Origin of the sequence: Halomonas pelophila, from assembly GCF_040196315.1 — a bacterium.
Lineage (GTDB): Bacteria > Pseudomonadota > Gammaproteobacteria > Pseudomonadales > Halomonadaceae > Halomonas > Halomonas pelophila.
In genome coordinates this window covers 237,677-256,058 of sequence record NZ_JBEGCI010000002.1, presented here as the reverse complement: position 1 = coordinate 256,058, position 18,382 = coordinate 237,677, and the positions used below count along the sequence as shown (strand labels likewise).

17 protein-coding genes are annotated in these 18,382 nt (G+C 70.2%); 2 read left to right on the top strand and 15 right to left on the bottom strand.

The window, feature by feature from the left end:
* Positions 1 to 4: 4 nt before the first annotated feature.
* Genes plsX through ABE957_RS02980 form a run of 3 tightly spaced genes read right to left on the bottom strand, consistent with a single transcriptional unit; the run spans position 5 to position 1,895 of the window.
* A complete protein-coding gene (plsX, locus tag ABE957_RS02990; RefSeq protein WP_349757185.1) occupies positions 5 to 1,126 on the bottom strand; it encodes a phosphate acyltransferase PlsX in 1,122 nt (373 codons plus the stop codon).
* A 38-nt stretch (positions 1,127 to 1,164) separates the two neighbouring features.
* Positions 1,165 to 1,335, bottom strand: coding sequence for a 50S ribosomal protein L32 (rpmF, locus tag ABE957_RS02985; protein WP_089846176.1), 171 nt, complete (start codon positions 1,333 to 1,335; stop codon positions 1,165 to 1,167).
* Between the two features lie 32 nt (positions 1,336 to 1,367).
* Entirely contained in the window at positions 1,368 to 1,895 is a 528-nt protein-coding gene (locus ABE957_RS02980) for a YceD family protein (protein ID WP_349757184.1), read from the bottom strand.
* Positions 1,896 to 2,024: 129 nt separating this feature from the next.
* On the opposite strand from ABE957_RS02980, the gene ABE957_RS02975 reads away from it, so the two are divergent.
* Positions 2,025 to 2,606: a Maf family protein gene (locus ABE957_RS02975; protein WP_349757183.1), complete on the top strand. Its 582-nt coding sequence runs from the start codon at positions 2,025 to 2,027 to the stop codon at positions 2,604 to 2,606.
* Between the two features lie 85 nt (positions 2,607 to 2,691).
* Here ABE957_RS02975 and sppA read toward each other — a convergent pair whose 3' ends face one another.
* From sppA to ABE957_RS02960, 3 genes are all read right to left on the bottom strand, one after another.
* Positions 2,692 to 3,774, bottom strand: coding sequence for a signal peptide peptidase SppA (sppA, locus tag ABE957_RS02970; RefSeq protein ID WP_349757182.1), 1,083 nt, complete (start codon positions 3,772 to 3,774; stop codon positions 2,692 to 2,694).
* 96 nt (positions 3,775 to 3,870) lie between these two features.
* The gene (locus ABE957_RS02965; protein ID WP_349757181.1) at positions 3,871 to 4,521 is read right to left on the bottom strand and encodes an HAD-IA family hydrolase; all 651 of its coding nucleotides are present in this window, start codon (positions 4,519 to 4,521) and stop codon (positions 3,871 to 3,873) included.
* Between the two features lie 11 nt (positions 4,522 to 4,532).
* Positions 4,533 to 5,480, bottom strand: a complete 948-nt coding sequence (locus tag ABE957_RS02960; RefSeq protein WP_349757180.1) for an RluA family pseudouridine synthase — start codon at positions 5,478 to 5,480, stop codon at positions 4,533 to 4,535.
* Between the two features lie 564 nt (positions 5,481 to 6,044).
* Between ABE957_RS02960 and rne the strand changes: the two genes are divergently transcribed.
* Positions 6,045 to 9,482, top strand: a complete 3,438-nt coding sequence (rne, locus tag ABE957_RS02955; protein WP_349757179.1) for a ribonuclease E — start codon at positions 6,045 to 6,047, stop codon at positions 9,480 to 9,482.
* A gap of 108 nt (positions 9,483 to 9,590) precedes the next feature.
* Here the strand turns inward: rne and murB are convergent, their stop codons facing one another.
* From murB to ABE957_RS02910, 9 genes are read right to left on the bottom strand one after another with little or no spacing between them, the layout of a single operon-like run.
* On the bottom strand, positions 9,591 to 10,613 hold the full coding sequence (murB, locus tag ABE957_RS02950; RefSeq protein ID WP_349757178.1) for a UDP-N-acetylmuramate dehydrogenase: 1,023 nt from the start codon (positions 10,611 to 10,613) through the stop codon (positions 9,591 to 9,593).
* Positions 10,610 to 11,086: a low molecular weight protein-tyrosine-phosphatase gene (locus ABE957_RS02945; protein ID WP_349757177.1), complete on the bottom strand. Its 477-nt coding sequence runs from the start codon at positions 11,084 to 11,086 to the stop codon at positions 10,610 to 10,612. The genes murB and ABE957_RS02945 overlap by 4 nt, the downstream gene beginning before the upstream one ends.
* A complete protein-coding gene (gene kdsB, locus ABE957_RS02940) occupies positions 11,086 to 11,874 on the bottom strand; it encodes a 3-deoxy-manno-octulosonate cytidylyltransferase (protein WP_349757176.1) in 789 nt (262 codons plus the stop codon). Before kdsB ends, ABE957_RS02945 begins: the two co-directional genes overlap by 1 nt.
* The gene (locus ABE957_RS02935; protein ID WP_349757175.1) at positions 11,874 to 12,083 is read right to left on the bottom strand and encodes a Trm112 family protein; all 210 of its coding nucleotides are present in this window, start codon (positions 12,081 to 12,083) and stop codon (positions 11,874 to 11,876) included. Before ABE957_RS02935 ends, kdsB begins: the two co-directional genes overlap by 1 nt.
* A 19-nt stretch (positions 12,084 to 12,102) precedes the next feature.
* Positions 12,103 to 13,140, bottom strand: a complete 1,038-nt coding sequence (lpxK, locus tag ABE957_RS02930) for a tetraacyldisaccharide 4'-kinase (RefSeq protein WP_349757174.1) — start codon at positions 13,138 to 13,140, stop codon at positions 12,103 to 12,105.
* Entirely contained in the window at positions 13,137 to 14,882 is a 1,746-nt protein-coding gene (gene msbA, locus ABE957_RS02925) for a lipid A export permease/ATP-binding protein MsbA (protein WP_432765387.1), read from the bottom strand. The genes lpxK and msbA overlap by 4 nt, the downstream gene beginning before the upstream one ends.
* Positions 14,879 to 15,301 (bottom strand): ExbD/TolR family protein, encoded by a 423-nt coding sequence (locus tag ABE957_RS02920; protein WP_349757173.1) that lies wholly within the window; start codon positions 15,299 to 15,301, stop codon positions 14,879 to 14,881. The genes msbA and ABE957_RS02920 overlap by 4 nt, the downstream gene beginning before the upstream one ends.
* A complete protein-coding gene (locus tag ABE957_RS02915) occupies positions 15,298 to 16,011 on the bottom strand; it encodes a MotA/TolQ/ExbB proton channel family protein (RefSeq protein WP_349757172.1) in 714 nt (237 codons plus the stop codon). Before ABE957_RS02915 ends, ABE957_RS02920 begins: the two co-directional genes overlap by 4 nt.
* A gap of 38 nt (positions 16,012 to 16,049) precedes the next feature.
* Positions 16,050 to 18,347: a DNA internalization-related competence protein ComEC/Rec2 gene (locus tag ABE957_RS02910; RefSeq protein ID WP_349757171.1), complete on the bottom strand. Its 2,298-nt coding sequence runs from the start codon at positions 18,345 to 18,347 to the stop codon at positions 16,050 to 16,052.
* Positions 18,348 to 18,382: the final 35 nt, after the last annotated feature.

The following is an 18,382-nucleotide window of genomic DNA, read 5'->3' as shown; positions in this document are numbered from 1 at the left end:
TCGATCACCTTTGCGCTTGTTGACTGTCGTCGTTGCCGGTCGCACCCGGCAGGATCGGCCCCTCGGGACCGGATCCGCTCTCGACTCGACCGACGGCGGCCGAATCGACAGAGGACCGTCGATGATCCAGTTCAGCGGCCAGCCGACTCGGCAGGTCGTGACTGACTTCGTTGGCCGCGCGCTGTACCGCGAAGCGAAAGCCCATGGCATCGGCGCCGCCATGACTCTTGATCACGATCCCGGCGAGCCCCAGCAGGCTGGCCCCATTGTAGCGAACGGGGTCGAGCTCGCCCCTGAGGCGCCGCAGCGCCGGCCGGGCCAGCAGCCCCACCAGCCGACTGCTCCAGTGAGCCTCGAAGGTCGCCTGCACGCGCTCCACCAGCAATCGCGCCAGGCCTTCGCTGGCCTTGAGCACCGCGTTGCCGACGAAGCCGTCGCAGACCACCACGTCGGCGGCGCCGCTGAAGACCCCGTCGCCCTCGACGTAGCCGAGGTAGCTGATGCCGGGATATTGCCGCAGCCAGGCATCGGCCTCGCGCACGCTGGCGGTACCCTTGGTACCCTCGACGCCGACGTTGAGCAGCGCCACCCGCGGGGCGGCCAGGCCGTCCACGTGGCGCGCCATGACCTCGCCCATCAGGGCGAAGTCAACCAGGCGCGCCGCGCTCGCCTCGACATTGGCCCCCAGATCGAGCAGATAACAGCGCCGCCGATCACGGGTCGGGATGGCGGTGCTGATCGCCGGCCTCGGGATACCCGCCACCGTGCCCAGGGCACGCCGCGACAGGGCCATCAGGGCGCCGGTATTGCCGGCGCTGACTCCGGCCACGGCGTCACCGGTGGCGATGCTGTCGAGCATCCTGGCCATGCTGGTGCCGGCCCCGTGGCGCAGCGCCTCGCTGGGTCGCTGCGCCTGGCGGATCACGCCGGGCGCATCGCTGACCTGCAGACGCGCCGCCGCCGCGGCAAACTGCCGCGGCAGGCGGGAGATTTCGTCGCTGAGCCGCTCGGCGGGGCCGAACAGCTGGAGCTCGAGATCCGGGTCGGCGCTGACCGCCTGGGCAGACCCCATCACGACCGGGCGGGGACCGAGGTCCCCGCCCATCGCGTCGATGGCGATCCGCACGTCAGCGGCCAGCCACTACCACTCGCGTCGCCGTCGTCTTAGACCTCGACGACCTTGCGACCGCGGTAGAAGCCGTCCGGCGCCACGTGGTGACGCAGGTGGGTGGTACCGGTTTCCTTGTCCTGGGACAGGGCCGCGGAGGTCAGGGCGTCGTGGCTACGGCGCATGCCGCGCTTGGAACGGGTCTTGCGGTTCTGTTGAACTGCCATGGGTTGTCACTCCAGAGTGAAACGAGGGTGTATCAGAGTTTGCCCTTGATCTGCCGCAGCACATCGAAAGGGTTTGCCGGGGCGTCGGCCGACGCGTCGGTCGCCTCCCCGCTGGTCAGCTGGTCGCGCGAGACCGGACACTCGGCCTCGTCGTGGTAAACCACCTGGGGCAGACTGAGGATGATCTCATCCTCGACCACCGCCATCAGGTTCAGCTGTTCGTTTTCCACCAGCACCGGTTCATGGGTGCTCGGCAGCTCGGCGGCCAGAGAGTCGCTGGTGACCATCCCCAGCCGGAAATCGCTCTCGACGCGCTGCGCCATGGGCTGGAGACAGCGGCGGCACGGAATCTGCAGCTCGGCTTCCAGGTGGCCGCGAATCTCCCGGCGACCCTGGGAGTCGATGGCAAAATCCAGCCACACCTGACCGTCACCGGACTGGGCGCCGACTTCGTCTTCGAGTCGGGCCAGCTCGGCGAGCGCCACCAGGCCTTCCAGGTGTTCGGCACGGGCCGCGAGCTTATAGGGCTCGACCCTGCCGGGGAGTCTTGAGGTCAACATAGGCGCGCAATGATAGGCACTCCCCCTCCCCCTGTCAAAGCCACCCTCGCCTTGGGTTACCATGGCCGAGTGGCGCGCTCGACGACATCGCGCATTCTGCTCATTCGCCCCACCGCAGAGGAAGCCTTCATGCCCCGCCTGGTCCTTGCCTCGGGCTCTCGCTGGCGCCGCCAGCTGCTCGACCGCCTCGCCATCCCCTACGCCTGGGAGAGCCCCGACATCGACGAGACGCCACGCCCGGGAGAGGCGCCCGAATCGCTGGTACACCGCCTGGCGCTGGCCAAGGCCGAGCGGGTGGCGGAGACGCACCCCGACCACCTGATCGTCGGCTCCGACCAGGTGGCGCTGTTCGAGGGCGAGATCCTCGGCAAGCCCGGCGACGAGGCCGCGGCCCGCGCCCAACTGGCGCGCTTCTCCGGCCGGCGCGTGCGCTTTCTCACCGGCCTGGCGCTGATCGACACCGGTCGCGGCATGCATCGCGTCTGTCACGAGACGTATGAGGTAGTGTTTCGGCGACTCGACGAGCGAGAGATCGCGACCTACGTCGCCCGGGAGCAGCCGCTGGACAGTGCCGGCAGCTTTCGCATGGAGGGGCTGGGCATCACGCTGTTCGAGCGTCTCGAGGGCGACGACCCCAACACCCTGATCGGCCTGCCGCTGATCCGGCTCTGCGCGATGCTGCGCGAGGCCGGACTCGACCCGCTGGCCTAGATCGGCAACAGCGCCCCGCGATCGGCAAAGGCACCCCGCGACCGGCGGAAGCACCGCCCCGCCGGCACGGGAAGTCGCACGCCGCTTACGGCAGCTGGTAGCGCACCGGCGCCGCGGCCTGCGGGAGGCCCAGCCACTCGGCGGCGACTCGGCCGAACTGTCGGGAGATCCGCTCGAAAGGGTCCAGGCGCGGCGTGTAGTCCTGCAGCCGCGCCCCCTCGAAGCGGCGCGCCAGGGTATCCAGGCTGCCAAGCTCATCCACCAGGCCCAGCGACTTAGCCTGCTCGCCGGTCCAGATCAGCCCGCTGAAGAGCCGCTCGTCATCGGCCAGGCGCTCACCGCGACCCTCGCGGACGTCGTCGATGAACTGCCGGTGGGTGGTGGCCAGCACCTGCTGCCAGAACTGACGCTGGGAGCGGGAGATATCGGAGAAGGGATCGAGGAAGGCCTTGTTCTCCCCGGCGGTGAAGACGCGCCGCTCCACCCCGAGGCGCTCGATGGCCTCCTCGAAGCCGAAGCCCGCATGGATCACCCCGATCGAGCCCACCAGGCTCGCCGGCGCGGCGACGATCTCGTCGGCCGCCGCCGCCACGTAGTAGGCGCCGCTGGCCCCGATGTCCTCGACCACCGCGATGATCGGCTTGTCGCCCTCCTCGCGCAGCCGCATCACCGCATCGAAGATGCGCTGGGACTGCACCGGGCTGCCGCCGGGACTGTTGACGTGCAGCACCACCGCCTCGGCCTGATCGGCCTTCCAGGCCCGCTCGAGCCCCTCGATGACGCGCTGGGCGCTGGCCGGCGACTCGCTGTCGATCACCCCCTTGACCTCGACGACCCCCAGGTGCCGCTCGGCGGGTGCCGACACCCCCGGCGCCACGAAGAGCCCATAGAAGGTGGTGGAGAGCGAGGCCAGGATCAGCAGCGCGAAGAAGAAGCGAAAGAACAGCTTCCAGCGCCGCGAGCGGCGCTGCTCGGTAAGCACGCCGTCGATCCAGCGGTCCATCATCTCGAGCTGAGCCAGACGCTGGCGTTCGCGCAGCGTGTCGACATCCTCGTCGCCGGGCGGCGCGGCATCGGCCGGCGCCTGCTGACGCGCCTGGCGCGCCTGCTCAGGCGTCAGCTCCGGGCCCGTCGTCCAGCGATCATCCCGCTTGTCGTCGTCACTCATGGCAATCCTTTCCCTGATGGGCTGGTGGTTAGCAGGCGGGTCGTGAACGGGCTGATTCTAGACGGGCGCGCCGGGGCGGACCTGGACATCAAGGCCCTAGCCGTGCAGCCAGTCGAAGAGTTCGGGCACCGTCTCGGCGGTGAGCACCGGGCGGCTGACCGCCAGCCGGTCCGGGGCATGCACCCCCCAGGTCACCGCGATGCGATCCATGCCCAGCGTCCTGGCCATCTCCAGGTCGTATTCCGTATCCCCGATCATCACCGCCTCGCCGACATCGACGCCGAGCTCGGCGAGGAGTTCCTCGAGCATGCGCGGATGCGGCTTGGAGAGGGTCTCGTCGGCGGTACGGCTGGCGTGGAACCAGTGACCGCTGCCGCTCTCGCGGAAGATGCGATCCAGGCCGCGACGGCTCTTGCCGGTGGCCACGGCCAGCTGCTGGCCTTCCCGTCCGCGCAGCCGGGCGAGCCCTGCCTCGACCCCGGGATAGAAGAGCATCGGCGTGACGTCTCCCTCGACGAAGTAGTAGGCGTAGCGGGCCCTGAGCAGCTCGGCCCGCTCGGCGTCGATGCCGGGACAGAGCGTGGCGATGGCCTCGGGCAGGCCGAGACCGATGATGTTGCGCACCGCCTCCGCCTCGAGCTCGCCCCAGCCGGCATCGCGGGAGGCCGCCTGCATGCAGGAGACGATGCGGGCGATGGAGTCCATCAGGGTGCCATCCCAGTCGAAGATGGCCAGTCGATAGCGCATGGAGTCTCCTGTCAGCGAGAGTGGCGCGCCCGGGAAAGCGCCGCCTCGAGATCGTCGGGTAGCGGCGCCTTGATCTGCACGGGGCGGCCGCTGGTGGGTTCGGGAAAGGTCAGCGAGGCGGCATGCAGGAAGAGCCGCGAGACGCCGAGCCCCGCCGCCAGGCGCTGGCTCTCGCGGCTGCCGTACTTGTCGTCGCCGAGCAGCGGATGCCCGGCGTGGGCAGCGTGCACGCGAATCTGGTGCGTCCGCCCGGTGACCGGCTCGGCCTCGATCAGGGTCACCTTGTCGAAGGTCTCGCGCACCGCGAAGCGGGTGCGGGCCACCTTGCCGGCCGTGTCCACCCGCACCCGCCGCTCGCCGTTGCCCAGCTCGAAGCGATCAAGCCGGGCACTGACGAAGTCGCGACGCGCCGGCCAGCGACCGGCCACCAGGGCCAGGTACTGCTTGTCCATGTGGTGCTGCTTGAGCGACTCGTTGAGCGCCAGCAGCGCCGGGCGCGACTTGGCCAGCAGCAGGCAGCCGGAGGTGTCACGATCCAGGCGGTGCACCAGCTCCAGGAAGTCGAGGTCCTCGCGCACCTGGCGCAGCGCCTCGATCAGGCCGATCTTGACCCCGCTGCCGCCGTGCACGGCCAGCCCCGAGGGCTTGTTGATCACCAGCCAGTCGCGCCCCTCGACCAGCACGCTGCCGGCCAGCAGGTTACGCAGGTTATCGCTGACCTCGCGCACCGCCTCCCGGGGGGTGAGGCGCAGCGGCGGGATGCGCACCAGGTCGCCCAGCGCCAGGCGGGTATCCGCCTTGACCCGCTTCTTGTTCACCCGCACCTCGCCCTTGCGCACGATGCGATAGATCAGCGCTCGCGGCGCCCCCTTCATGCGCGTCAACAGGAAGTTGTCGACCCGCTGGCCGACCTGACCCTCGGTCACTTCCACCCACTGTACGTCGCGCCCTTCGGCCATGCCGCCACTCCACTGAAAACCCGCTCGAAAGGCGCATTCTAACGCAGTGTGCAGCATCCTGCGCCAATTGCTGGTCACCCCCGTAACTGGTATATTGCCAGCTCGCCTCAATGGGTCGTGACGACCCGATAGCGCGCCTGCACGACAGACACGCAGGCCGAGGCGAAAAGATCGGGCCGCGAAGATCCTCGCCAATCCGAGGTCCCGCCGCCGACAAGCAAACGATACTACGCCACGCCCGGCTCCGATCGCGCCCGCTGCGGCAAGATCGGAAACCAAGGGATACGTACAACAACGTGCCGGAGGCCGGCGTTGGCGAATCGATGAATGCCAGGTGTTGGCGGTGACCGCAGAACCGGATGGGCGATGTCCCACCGTGACATGTCCTGCCACCGCCCCGTACTCAACATGATCATGCCGTGTCGGATCCATCGTGCAAGGATGCTCCGGGGCGGCCGGGCGCTATACCGCATCCGCGACATGCGCTGAGCACAGGCACGCTGCAGCCAGCGGTTCGCCTCCGTCGTTGACCACCATCCGGCACGTCCATATTTGTGAGACGACATGAAACGGATGCTCATCAATGCGACCCAGCCGGAAGAGCTGCGCGTCGCGCTGGTCGATGGACAACGCCTCTACGATCTGGACATCGAATCCGGTGCCCGGGAGCAGAAGAAAGCCAATATCTACCGCGGCAAGATCACCCGCGTCGAACCCTCCCTCGAAGCCGCCTTCGTCGACTTCGGTGCCGACCGCCACGGCTTCCTGCCCCTCAAGGAGGTCTCCCGCGACTACTTCCTGAAGGAGCCCTCCGGGCGCCCCAGCATCAAGGAGGTGCTCAAGGAAGGTCAGGAAGTCATCGTTCAGGTCGACAAGGAGGAGCGCGGCAACAAGGGGGCGGCGCTGACCACCTTCATCAGCCTGGCTGGCCGTTTCCTGGTGCTGATGCCCAACAACCCGCGGGCCGGCGGCATCTCTCGGCGCATCGAGGGCGAGGAGCGCAGCCAGCTCAAGGAGGCCATGGGCCAGCTGACCGTGCCCGACAAGATGGGCATGATCGTGCGCACCGCCGGCATCGGCCGCTCCCCCGAGGAGCTGCAGTGGGATCTCGACTACCTCGTCCAGGTGTGGGAATCGATCACCGAGGAGGCCGGCAAGCGCGCGGCGCCCTTCCTGATATACCGCGAATCCAACGTCATCATCCGCGCCATGCGCGACTACCTGCGCCAGGACATCGGCGAGGTGCTGATCGACAGCGAAGAGGTCCACCAGGAGGCGCTGGCCTTCATCCGCCAGGTGATGCCCTCCTACCAGCAGAAGATCAAGCTCTACGTCGACGAGGTCCCGCTCTTCTCGCGCTTCCAGATCGAGTCGCAGATCGAGACCGCCTACGAGCGCGAGGTCAAGCTGCCCTCCGGCGGTTCCATCGTCATCGACCACACCGAAGCGCTGGTCTCCATCGACATCAACTCGGCACGCGCCACCCGGGGCAGCGACATCGAGGAGACCGCCCTGCAGACCAATAGCGAGGCGGCCGACGAGATCGCCCGCCAGCTGCGCCTGCGTGACATCGGCGGCCTGGTGGTGATCGACTTCATCGACATGAGCCCGGCGCGCAACCAGCGTGAAGTCGAGAACCGCATGCGCGACGCGCTGAAGCTCGACCGCGCGCGGGTACAGATCGGCCGCATCTCGCGCTTCGGCCTGATGGAGATGTCCCGCCAGCGCCTGCGCCCGTCGCTCGGCGAGACCAGCGGCGTGGTCTGCCCGCGCTGCGACGGCCAGGGCACCATCCGCGACGTGCGCTCCATCTCGCTCTCGATCATGCGCCTGATCGAGGAAGAGGCCATGAAGGAGCGCAGCGCCCAGATCCGCGCGATCCTGCCGGTGCCGGTGGCCACCTACCTGCTCAACGAGAAGCGCAGCGTACTGGCCGAGATCGAGCGTCGCCAGGACGTGCGCGTGGTGATGCTGCCCAATCCCGACATGGACACGCCCCACTACGACGTGCAGCGCCTGCGCGACGACCACGTGGACGAGGAGGGCGCCACGAACCTCTCCAGCTTCGAACTCTCCACCGAGAGCGAGGTGGGCAAGGAGCCTGAAGCCGCCTTCGGCAAGCCGATACAGCGCGCCGAGGCCGCCGTCAAGACGGTGATCCACCACGAGCCGGCCCCCGCCTCCCTGCAGAAGGAAGAGGCCCAGGCCCCGGCACCCGCCGCCAAGGCCCCGGCCGCTAGCAAGCCCAGCGCGCCCCAGGCCTCCAGCACCAAGGCACCGACCGCCAAGGCGCCGACTGCGCGCCCTGCCGCCGAGCCCGAGGGCGGCGTCCTGGGACGCCTGGTCAAGGGGCTGGCCAAGCTGCTCGGCGGCGACGAGGCGCCCGCCGCCCAGGAGAAGAAGCCGGCCGCGCGCAGCAGCGAGTCGTCCACCGCCAGCGACCAGACGGCGCGCAAGCCCGCCGCCCGTGACGACGATCGCGGCAGCCGCGGCGGCCGGCAGCGCCGTCAGCGCAATGACGAGCGTCGCGGCGCCGCTCGCCAGGAGAGCGGGCGCGATGAGGGCAAGTCCACCGCCAACGAGGGACGCGACAATCGCGGCAACCGTGGCGGCCGCGGTCGCGGACGCCAGGACGATAACCGCCAGGCACCGCGCCAGCAGGAAGCGCCCAAGGGTCGTGACGACAAGCCGCGTGACGACAAGGCCCGCGAGGAGAAGCCCCGCGAGGATGCGCGCCGCCAGAAGCCGAGCGACAAGCCGGCCGAGAAGGTAGCCGACAAGCCGAGCGAGAAGCGCGCCGACACTCCGGCGGCCAGCGAGCCGGTCGATGATGGCAAGCCGAAGCGGACCCGCAATAATCCGCGCAGCCGCACGCGCAAGCACGCCATCAACCCCAAGGCCGAAGCCGAGCAGCAGCGCCTGCAGGCCGAAGCCGCCGAGGCGCCCAAGGTCGAACCGATAGCGACCGAGGCCAAGGCCGAACAACCGGCCCAAGGTGACGAGAAGGCCAAGGCCGAACAACCGGCCCAAGGTGACGAGAAGGCCAAGCCCGAGCAGAAGCCGACCGAGGCCAAGGCCGATCAGCAGCCGACCGAGGCCAAGGCCGAGCAGCAGCCGACCGAGGCCAGGGCCGAGCAGCAGCCCGCCGACGCCAAGGCCGAGCAGCAGCCTGCCGAGGCCAAGGCCGAGCAGCAGCCTGCCGAGGCCAAGGCCGAGCAGCAGCCTGCCGAGGCCAAGGCCGAGCAGCAGCCTGCCGAGGCCAAGGCCGAGCAGCAGCCCGCCGAGACCAAGGCCGAGCAGCAGCCCGCCGAGACCAAGGCCGTGCAGCAGCCGACCGAGGCCAAGGCCGACGCGAAAGTCGACGCAAAGCCCGAGCCGAAGCCGACCGAAGCCAAGACCGACAAGAAGGCCGAAGCGAAGCCGACTGAAGCCAAGGCCGACGCAAAGGTCGAGGAAAAGGCAGAGCAGCCGGGCGAATCCAAGCCCGCCGAGTCGAAAGCCGCCGAGGCCAAGGCTGACGAGAAGGCCGAAGCGAAGCCTGAGCCGAAGCCGACCGAGGCGAAAGCCGAAGGAAAGCCCGAGCCGAAAGCCGCCGAGGCCAAGGCCGACGAGAAGGCCGAAGCGAAGCCGACTGAAGCCAAGGCCGACGCAAAGGTCGAGGAAAAGGCAGAGCAGCCGGGCGAATCAAAGCCCGCCGAGTCGAAAGCCGCCGAGGCCAAGGCCGACGAGAAGGCCGAAGCGAAGCCCGAGCCTAAGTCCGCCGAGGCCAAGACTGACGCGAAGGCCGAAGCGAAGCCCGAGCCAAAGCCGACAGAGGCCAAGACTGAGGAGAAGGTCGAGCCGAAAGCCGCCAAGGCCAAGGCCGACGAAAAGGTCGATGAGAAGGCGGAGCAGCCCGCCGCCAAGGCCTCTCGCCGCCGGGGTCGTCGCGCGCATAACGATCCGCGCGAGATCCGCCGCCGCGAGCAGGAGGCCAAGGCCCAGGAGGGCAAGCAGGGCTGATCCCTGCCCTGCCCCCAACGACAACGCCCGCAGCCATGGCTGCGGGCGTTGTCGTTTAGGGGTGCGGTCGTCTCAAGGGCATCAATGCGTAGTCCAAGAGCGCCTCGCCTATTGCCCCTGGGCGCCAGCCCACCGAGGCTCTCGCTCGAGGCGCACGCCGAAGCGCTCCCGCACCCGGGCGGCCACCTCGCCGGCGAAGCCGAGCAGCTCGTCGGCACTGCCGCCCCCGAAGTGCACCAGCACCAGGGCCTGGCGGTCATGCACGCCGAAGTGGCCCTGGCGCCAGCCCTTCAGCCCACAGCGATCGATCAGCCAGCCGGCCGCCAGCTTGACGCGTCCGTCGGGCTGGGGAAAGTTCGGCATGGCGGGATGCTCGGCCAGCAGTCGGCGGGCGCGTTCGCCGTCGACCAGCGGATTCTTGAAGAAGCTGCCGGCGTTGCAGAGCGTCGCCGGGTCGGGAAGCTTCTCGCCCCGGATCGCGCAGACCGCCTCGGCCACCGCCAGCGCCGTCGGCTCGGCATCGAGCCGGCTCGCCAGGTCGCCATAGCCAAGCCGTGGGCGCGGCATGCGCGACACGCGAAGCACCAGCCGCGTGATCACCACCCGGCCCGCCAGCGCGCCCTTGAAGACGCTGTCCCGATAGCCGAAGGCGCAGTCGGCAGCCGACAGCACCGTCTCGCGGCCGTCGTCGAGATGCACCAGATGCACCGCCTCGAGAAGATCACTCAGCTCGACCCCGTAAGCGCCGATGTTCTGGATCGGCGCCGCCCCGCAGTGGCCGGGAATCAGCGCCAGATTCTCGGCGCCCCAGAGCCCTCGTTGCGCCAGGGCCATCACCAGCGCGTGCCACGCCACCGCCGCCTCGGCATGCACCAGCACGGCACCGTCCTGCTCCTTGAGCCACCACTGGCTCATGGCCGGCTGGATCACCAGCCCCTCGAGTCGCTCGGGCAGGATGAGGTTGCTGCCGCCGCCGAGCACCGTCAGCGGCCAGTCGTGGCGCTTTGCCAGGGCCAGCGCCTCGCGCAGCTCGGCCAGGGTCGACGGGGCCGCATGGCGCTCGGCAACGCAGGGCAGCCCGAGCGTATTGGCATCGGTCAGTGCGTGATCGGTGCGGAGCGCCAGGCTCAAGGCGCGGCCTCCAGGCGCGAGGCGATATCGGCCAGCAGCCCTCGGGAGGCCGCCTCGATCAGGTCCAGCACCGCCTCGAAACCGTCCTCGTCGCCGAAGTAGGGATCGGGCACGGCGCGCTCGGGCCAGCCGGCGAAGGCGAGGAACAGCGCGATGACCGCCTCGCTCGACGCGGGGCGCTGCGCCTCGATGGCGGCGAGGTTGTCGTGGTCCATGGCGAGCACGTAGTCGAAGCGCTCGAAGTCCTCGACGGCGAGTTGCCGCGCCCGGAGATCGGACAGGTCGATCCCGCGTTGCAGGGCGGCCTCCCGGGCACGGGCATCCGGCGCCTTGCCCACGTGCCAGGGCCCGATGCCGCAGGAGTCGACCTCGACCCGCGAGGCCAGGCCGGCCTGCTCGAGATGGGCGCGGAAGACCCCTTCCGCGGTCGGCGAACGACAGATGTTACCCAGGCAGACGAAAAGCACACGCATCAGGCGCCTCCCGGCTGGTCATGGCCAGAGAGCAGCTCGCGCACCCGCGCGAGGTCCGCTTCGGTATCGACGCCGGCCGGATGCGGCACCTGGGCCAGGGCGACCTGGATGGCATGGCCGTGGTGCAGGGCGCGCAGCTGCTCGAGCTGCTCGAGCTGCTCCAGCGGTGACGGTGGCCAGTCGCGATAGTCGGCGAGAAAGCCCACCCGATAGGCGTAGAGGCCGATGTGGCGCAGCCAGGCATCGGTCTCGAGCAGCTCGGGGCGCCGGGCAAACGCCTCGCGATCCCAGGGGATGGGTGCCCGTGAGAAGTAGAGCGCTCGCCCGGAGAGCGAGCGCACAACCTTGACCGCATTGGGGTTGAAGAGCGTCTCGACGTCGCTGATCGGCTCGGCCAGGGTGGCGATGGAGGCCTCGGGATCGTCGAACAGCCTCGCGGCGACCTGGTCGATCAGCACCGGCGGGATCAGCGGCTCGTCGCCCTGCACATTGACCAGCACGGCGTCGTCGGCCAGCCCCAGGCGCTCGGCCACCTCCGCCAGGCGGTCGGTCCCGGAGGGGTGATCGTCACGCGTCATCACCACCTCGGCGCCCAGCGGCACGAGAGCCTCACGGATACGCTCATCGTCGGTGGCCACCACCACCCGCGCGGCGCGACTCTCGCCGGCGCGGCGCCAGACGTGCACCACCATGGGCTCGCCGGCGATCTCGGCCAGCGGCTTGCCGGGCAGGCGCGAGGAGGCATGACGCGCGGGAATCACCGCGATGAAGGAGTCGGCGCGGCCCATCACTCCTCCCCCGTGCGTCCCGGCGAGTCGTGCAGCGTCTCGTCGACGCTCATGGCCCGCGCTTCCTCGGGCAGCATCACCGGGATGCCGTCGCGGATCGGATAGGCGAGGCCGTCGAAACGACACTCGAGCTCGAGGGCCTCACGGTTGTACTTCAGCTTGCCCTTGCACAGCGGGCAGACCAGCATTGCCAGCAGTTCCTTGTCCATGACTCCCCCTCGTGGTGATTCAGTTCGCCGCCCGGGCCTCGCCCGGTGTCGGATAAGATGATGACAGGGTGTCCAGCCGTTGCGCCAGCCAGGCACGGAAGGCGGCATCGGGTTGAGCCTCTACCTCCAGCACCCAGCTCTCGTCGGGCGCCAGGCCTCGGCATTTCACCGCGTCCTTGGCGGTCATCACCAGCGGCCGGTCGTCGCCGAAGGCCAGGTCGTCGGCCGTGTAGCGGTGGTGATCCGCGAAGGCGTGTGGGATCGCCTCGACGCCCTGGTCCGCCAGGGTCGCGAAGAAGCGCGGCGGATGGCCGATGCCGGCGATGGCGTGCACCGCTCCCTCGAAGGGCAAGGGCGAGAGCGAATGGCGTTCGCCATCGCCCAGGCGGCGCCAGGCGGCAGGTTCCAGGGCCATGCCATAGGCGCCGGGCGGCGGCGTGAAGGCCGGCGTGCCGTTGACCACCACCGCATCCACGCCATCGAGCCGCGAGCGCGGCTCGCGCAGTGGGCCCGCCGGCAGGCAGCGCCCGTTGCCGAGGCCGCGACGCCCGTCGACCACCACCAGCTCCAGGTCACGGCCCAGCGCCAGGTGCTGCAGGCCGTCGTCGCCGAGCAGGATATCGCAGCCGGCCTCGAGCAGGCGCCTCGCCCCGCGCGGCCGGTCCGGGTCCACCACCACCGGCAGGCCGGTCTGGTCGGCCAGCATGCGCGGCTCGTCGCCGCAGGCGGTGACTGGCGTGGAGGCGTCCAGCAGCAGCGGATAATGCTCGCTGCGACCGCCATAGCCACGCGACAAGATGCCCGGCGACCAGCCCCGCTCGGACAGGTGACGGGCCAGCCACGCGACCAGTGGCGACTTGCCGGTGCCGCCCAGGGTGACGTTGCCGACCACGATCACCGGCACCGGGGCCTGCCACACCGGCTTGCGCCCCGATGCATAGGCCGCGGCGCGGCGGCGCACGGCCAGGCGATAGAGCGCCTCCAGCGGGCGCAGGGCGAAAAGCCAGGCGTCGCCTCGGTAGGCCGCCGTCAGCCAGCGCTCGCCGAGGCCGGTCATGCCGGCCCGGGCTCCTGGAACTGCAGCCGGTGCAGCGCGGCGTAGGCGCCGTCGCGGGCCAGCAGCGCGTCGTGGGCGCCCTGCTCGATGATCTCGCCCTGCTCCATGACCAGGATGCGGTCGGCTCGCTCGATGGTCGAGAGGCGGTGGGCGATGACGAAGGTGGTCCGGCCCTGGCAAACCTCCTCCAGGGCCGCCTGGATGTGGCGCTCGGATTCGGTATCCAGGGCCGAGGTCGCCTCGTCGAGCACCAGCAGCGGGGCATCCTTGAAGATCGCCCGGGCGATGGCCAGGCGCTGGCGCTGGCCGCCGGAGAGCATCACGCCGTTCTCCCCCACCACGCTGTCGTAGCCGTGGGGCATGCGCTCGATGAATTCGTGGGCATGGGCGGCCCGGGCGGCGGCCTCAATGGCAGCGGGATCGGCCCCCGACACGCCATAGGCAATGTTGTCGGCGATGCTCGCGTTGAACAGCGTCACCTGCTGGGAGACCAGGGCGATCTGGCGGCGTAGCGGGGCCAGGCGGTACTCGCCCTGCTCCACCCCATCGATCAAGAGCCGACCCGCGGTGGGGCGATAGAAGCGCGGCAGCAGGCCGACCAGGGTCGACTTGCCGCTGCCGGAGCGGCCGACGATGGCGACCATCTCGCCAGGCGCCACCTCCAGATCGATGCCCTTGAGCACCTCGGGCTGTTCGTCGCCGTAGGCGAAGCGCACTCCCTCGAAGCAGACCCGCCCCTCGAGGCGACCGGGCTCATGGGTCCCTGCGTCGGGCTCGGGGGGCTCCTCGAGCAACCCGAAGAGCTCGCCGGCGGCGGCGATGCCCTTCTGGATCTCGCTGTTGATCTCGGTGAGCTGGCGCACCGGCTTGGCCATCAGGGCGGCGGCGGTGATGAAGGCGACGAACTCGCCCGGCGTCATCTCGTCGAGCAGCGCCGGCGACATGGCGAGCCACACCAAAAGCGCCAGAGAAAGCGCCACCAGCAGCTGGATCACCGGGGTGCTGGTGGCCTTGGTCAGCGCCTCCTTCATGCTCTGGCGACGATTGACCTCGCTGGCCTTCTCGAAGCGCGTCTTCTCGAAGGCCTCGGCGCCGTGGGTGCGCACCACCCGATAGCCCGAGAGCGCCTCGGAGGCGACGTGGGTGACGTCGCCCATGGAGCGCTGGATGCGCCGCGAGATGCGCCGGAAGCGCTTGCTGGCATAGCTGACCACGCCACCGATCAGCGGCGTCACGGCCAGAAACAGCAGGGTCAGCATCCAGTTGGTCCACAGCAGGTAGGTGACCAGGCCGATCACGAAGAGCCCCTCGCGCAGCAGGATGGTGACCGCCTTGGTGGCGGCCCCGGTGACCTGCTCGACATGGTAGGTCACTCGCGAGATCAGATGCCCCGTCGAGTGGTTGTCGAAGAAGCGCCCGGGCAGGTGCAGCATGTGGTTGAAGACGTCGCAGCGCAGCACGTGGACCAGGTTGCGCGCCACGCTGCTCATGAAGTAGGTGCCGAGGAAGGTGCCGAGGCCCCGCGCCGCGAACATGCCCACCACGAACAGCGGCAGGAACAGCCGGAAGGCCGCGTCCGGGTTCTGGATGCCATCGATCAGCCGCTTCATCATCTCGGCCAGCGCCGTGCTCGAGGCGGCGTAGATCACGTAGCCGAGGATCGCCAGGGCGAAGGCACGCCAGTAGGGCTTCACATAGCCCAGCAGGCGCTTGTAGAGGTTCCAGCCGGAATGTTCGATCACGGTGTCTCCGCTTGAGGGGTTGAGGCGGCCTCGGTGGCGATGCGTACGTGCCGGATCTCGAGACCGGCGGCCCGGTCCAGCACGCGCACCACGTCGGCATGGGCGGCCCGCCCATCGGCCTCCACCACGAGGCCGTGTTCGCGGGCCTGTTCGGCTTGAGCCGCCAGGGCATCGCCCAGGGTCCCGGCGGTATGGACCCGCTCGCCCAGGCGATACTCGCCCGAGGCGGTGACCACCAGGGTCACCGGCGCGGCCTCCATCGGCTGGCCGCTCGCGCTCTCGGGCAGCTCGAGCTCCAGCGCCTGGCGGGTCTCGAAGGTGGTCGAGACCATGAAGAAGATCAGCAGCAGGAAGACCACGTCGATCAGCGGCGTGAGGTTGACCTCCACCGGATCGCGTCGTCGCCGGGGAAATCTCACGACGGCTTCACCCGCGGCGCAATGCGGCCATCCGCCTCGCGGAGCTCGTCGGCCCGCGAGGCCGGGTGCGCCTCGTCGGCGTGGCGCTCGGCCAGCACCAGTTCGCCCGGGTAGTGGGCGAGGTACTCGACCACCTGACTGGCCTGCTCCTCCATACGCACGGTGATGTCCTCGACCCGGCGCTGGAAGTAGCGGTGAAACATCAGCGCGGGAATCGCCACGGTGAGGCCCGCCGCGGTGGTCACCAGGGCACGAGAGATGCCGCCGGCGAGATCCGCGGTGCGACTCGCCCCGTCGCCGCTGACGATCACCGCGAACACCTCGATCATGCCCACCACGGTGCCCAGCAGGCCGATCAGCGGCGTGATCGCGGCGATGGTGCCCAGCGGGCTCAGGAAGCGCTCCATGTCATGGATCACCGCAGTCGCGGCCTCCTGCAGCCGGGCGCGCACCTGCTCATGGCCGAGCCGGGCGTTGCGAAGCCCCGCGGCGAGCACGCCGCCCAGCGGCGAGTGCGCCTCCAGCCAGTAGAGGTTGACCTGCCCGCGCGCCACCAGGTGGCAGACCTCCTGGCCGAGCCCCCGTGGGGCGATGCGGCGCGCGCGCAGGGTCCACAGGCGCTCGATGATGATCACCGAGGCCAGCAGCGAGCAGCCCAGCAGCGGCACCATCAACCAGCCGCCGGCGATCAGGGCATCCATCATGTCCATGGCGTTCTCCCCGGGTAGGGCCGGCCCGCGGGCCGGCATCAGTGGGGCGATTCTAACGCAAGGCAGCCGCCTTCGACACCGCCGCGCCGCCAGGCGGCCGGCCGCGCGGCGATGAGCTCCGGTCGCGCCCCGTCGCCGAGCCAGAGGGTCACGGCGCCGTCCTGGGCGGTGTTCCAGAGACAGCTGCCCACCTCGCGGAAGCGACGCACGACGCGATCAGCCGGGTGGCCGAAGGCGTTGTGGCGCGCCGCGCTGAAGATCACGTGGCGCGGCGCCAGGCGACGCACCAGCTGAAGCCCGGAGCTGGTGGCGCTGCCGTGGTGGCCCGCCACCAGCAGCGTGATCCCCGGCGCCACCTCGTCGAGAAAGCGCCGCTCGGCCTCGCGACCGACATCCCCGGTGATCAGCAGCCGCTGGGCGCCGGCGCTGACCAGCAGCACGCAGGAGCGATCGTTGGCGGAGAGCGCGGCGGTCTGCGCCGGTGGCCACAGGAGTCGAAAGCTGACCCCGTCGCGCTGCCAGCGGCGCCCCGCCGTGCAGGGCCTGGCCGGCAACCCCACCGCCTCGCCGGGAGGCGCCAGGAGGCGCCCCACCCGGTGCGCATCGAGCAGTGCCGGCAGGCCGCCGGCATGGTCCTGGTCGGCGTGACTGACGATCACATCGTCGAAGCGCTGGCCCGGCGGCCACAGCGCGGCCAGCGGCATGAAGCCCGAGGCGAAGCGCGGCCCGGTGTCGTAGAGGGCGCGATAGCCGGCGGTGCGCAGCTCGATCAGCTGGCCCTGGCCCACGTCATGAACACGGACCCGCAGCTGCCCTTCAGCGAGCATCGGCGGTGCAGAGGCAAGCCCCAGCGGCACCAGCACCAGCGTCGCCGTGGCCGCCAGGCGCAGGCGCATCACGAGGCCCGGCAGCGCCCACAGCAGGCCGGCCAGCCCCAGCGCCAGGCCAAGCGGCACCACCTGCGCCGGGTCCGGCCGCCACAGCGGCAGCCAAGCGACCGCCCACTCGAGCAGCGCGGCCAGCGCCTCCACCAGCAGGCCAAACACGTCCCAGAAGAGCATCGAGAGTGGGGGCAGCCAGGCGGTGAGCCAGCCGAGTAGCCCCAGGGGCACCAGCAGCGTGCTGACCAGCGGCACGGCGATGAGGTTGATCAGCGGCGCCGTCGGCGCCAGCCGATCGAAAGCCAGCAGCACGGCGGCGGCCATCACCGGCGCCAGCAGCAGCTGGGTGCGCACCAGAGCCCATAGCCAGCCGGTCAGGCCTTGCGGGCGGGCCCTCCCCCGCCAGATCAGGATCAGCAACGCCACGGCGGAAAACGACAGCCAGAGACCGGGCCGCCAGGCCGAGAGCGGATCGACCAGCAGCACCAAGGCCAGCGCCAGCCACCAGGCCTGCCAAGGGCCGGGCGCGTGTCGTCCACTGGCCACCCAGAGCCCCACCAGGGTCATGATCATGGCGCGCAGCGCGGGCGACTCCAGGCCGGCGAGCCCGGCATAGCCCACCGCCGAGGCGGCGGCCAGCCACCAGGGCCACACCGCCAGGCGCCAGGCTCCGGGCGTGATCAGCCGGGCCGCGCCTCGCGCGAGCCACAGGGCGAAGGTCGCCACCAGCCCGACATGCAGGCCGGAGATCACCACCAGGTGGGTGGTGCCGCTGGCATTGAGCAGATCCCAGTCGGCGCGCTCGAGGCGCTCGCTGGCTCCCAGGGTCAGCGCCGCCAGCCATCGCGCATGGCGGTCCGACAGCCCCTGGGCATCGAGGTGCTCGAGTGCCTGCCGGCGCAGCGAGACGCCGGCCTCGGCGAGCTTCTGCGGTGGCGGGTCACGGCGCACGTAGCCGCTGGCCTGGATGCCTTCGCGCCGCAGCCAGGCGCCGTAGTCGAAGGTGTCGGGGTTGGCGAAACCAGACGGCGGGCGCAGGCGTACCGTCAGCTCCCAGCGCTCGCCGGCCACCAGGTCGGGGGCCTCGAAGAAGGAGAGACGCACCCGCGTCAGGTCATCACAGGCCGGCAGCTCGTTCGTCGCGGCGCGACACGCGTCCACCTCCATGACCACGCGGGTGAGGCCCGCATCGCGGTGCACCGCGACCAGCGTCCCCTCCAGGCGCAGGTCCTGGCGGGTCAGGCCCGGGGCGAGCTCGCCGCCGCGCAGCGTCAGCAGCTGCACGGCGACCAGGGCCGTCACCACAAGCCCCAGCGCGAGTCCCGGACGACGCCCGGCGAGCGCCACCAGCAGGGCGAGCGCGAGCAGCTCGGCGCTTCCCGGCATGACGATGTGTCCCACCAGCACGCCGGCCAGCACGGCGAGCGCCAGGGGAATGGCCAGACCCAGCGGCATGATGTCGTCCCTGAACGGCAGGCGTGGCGCCCCGC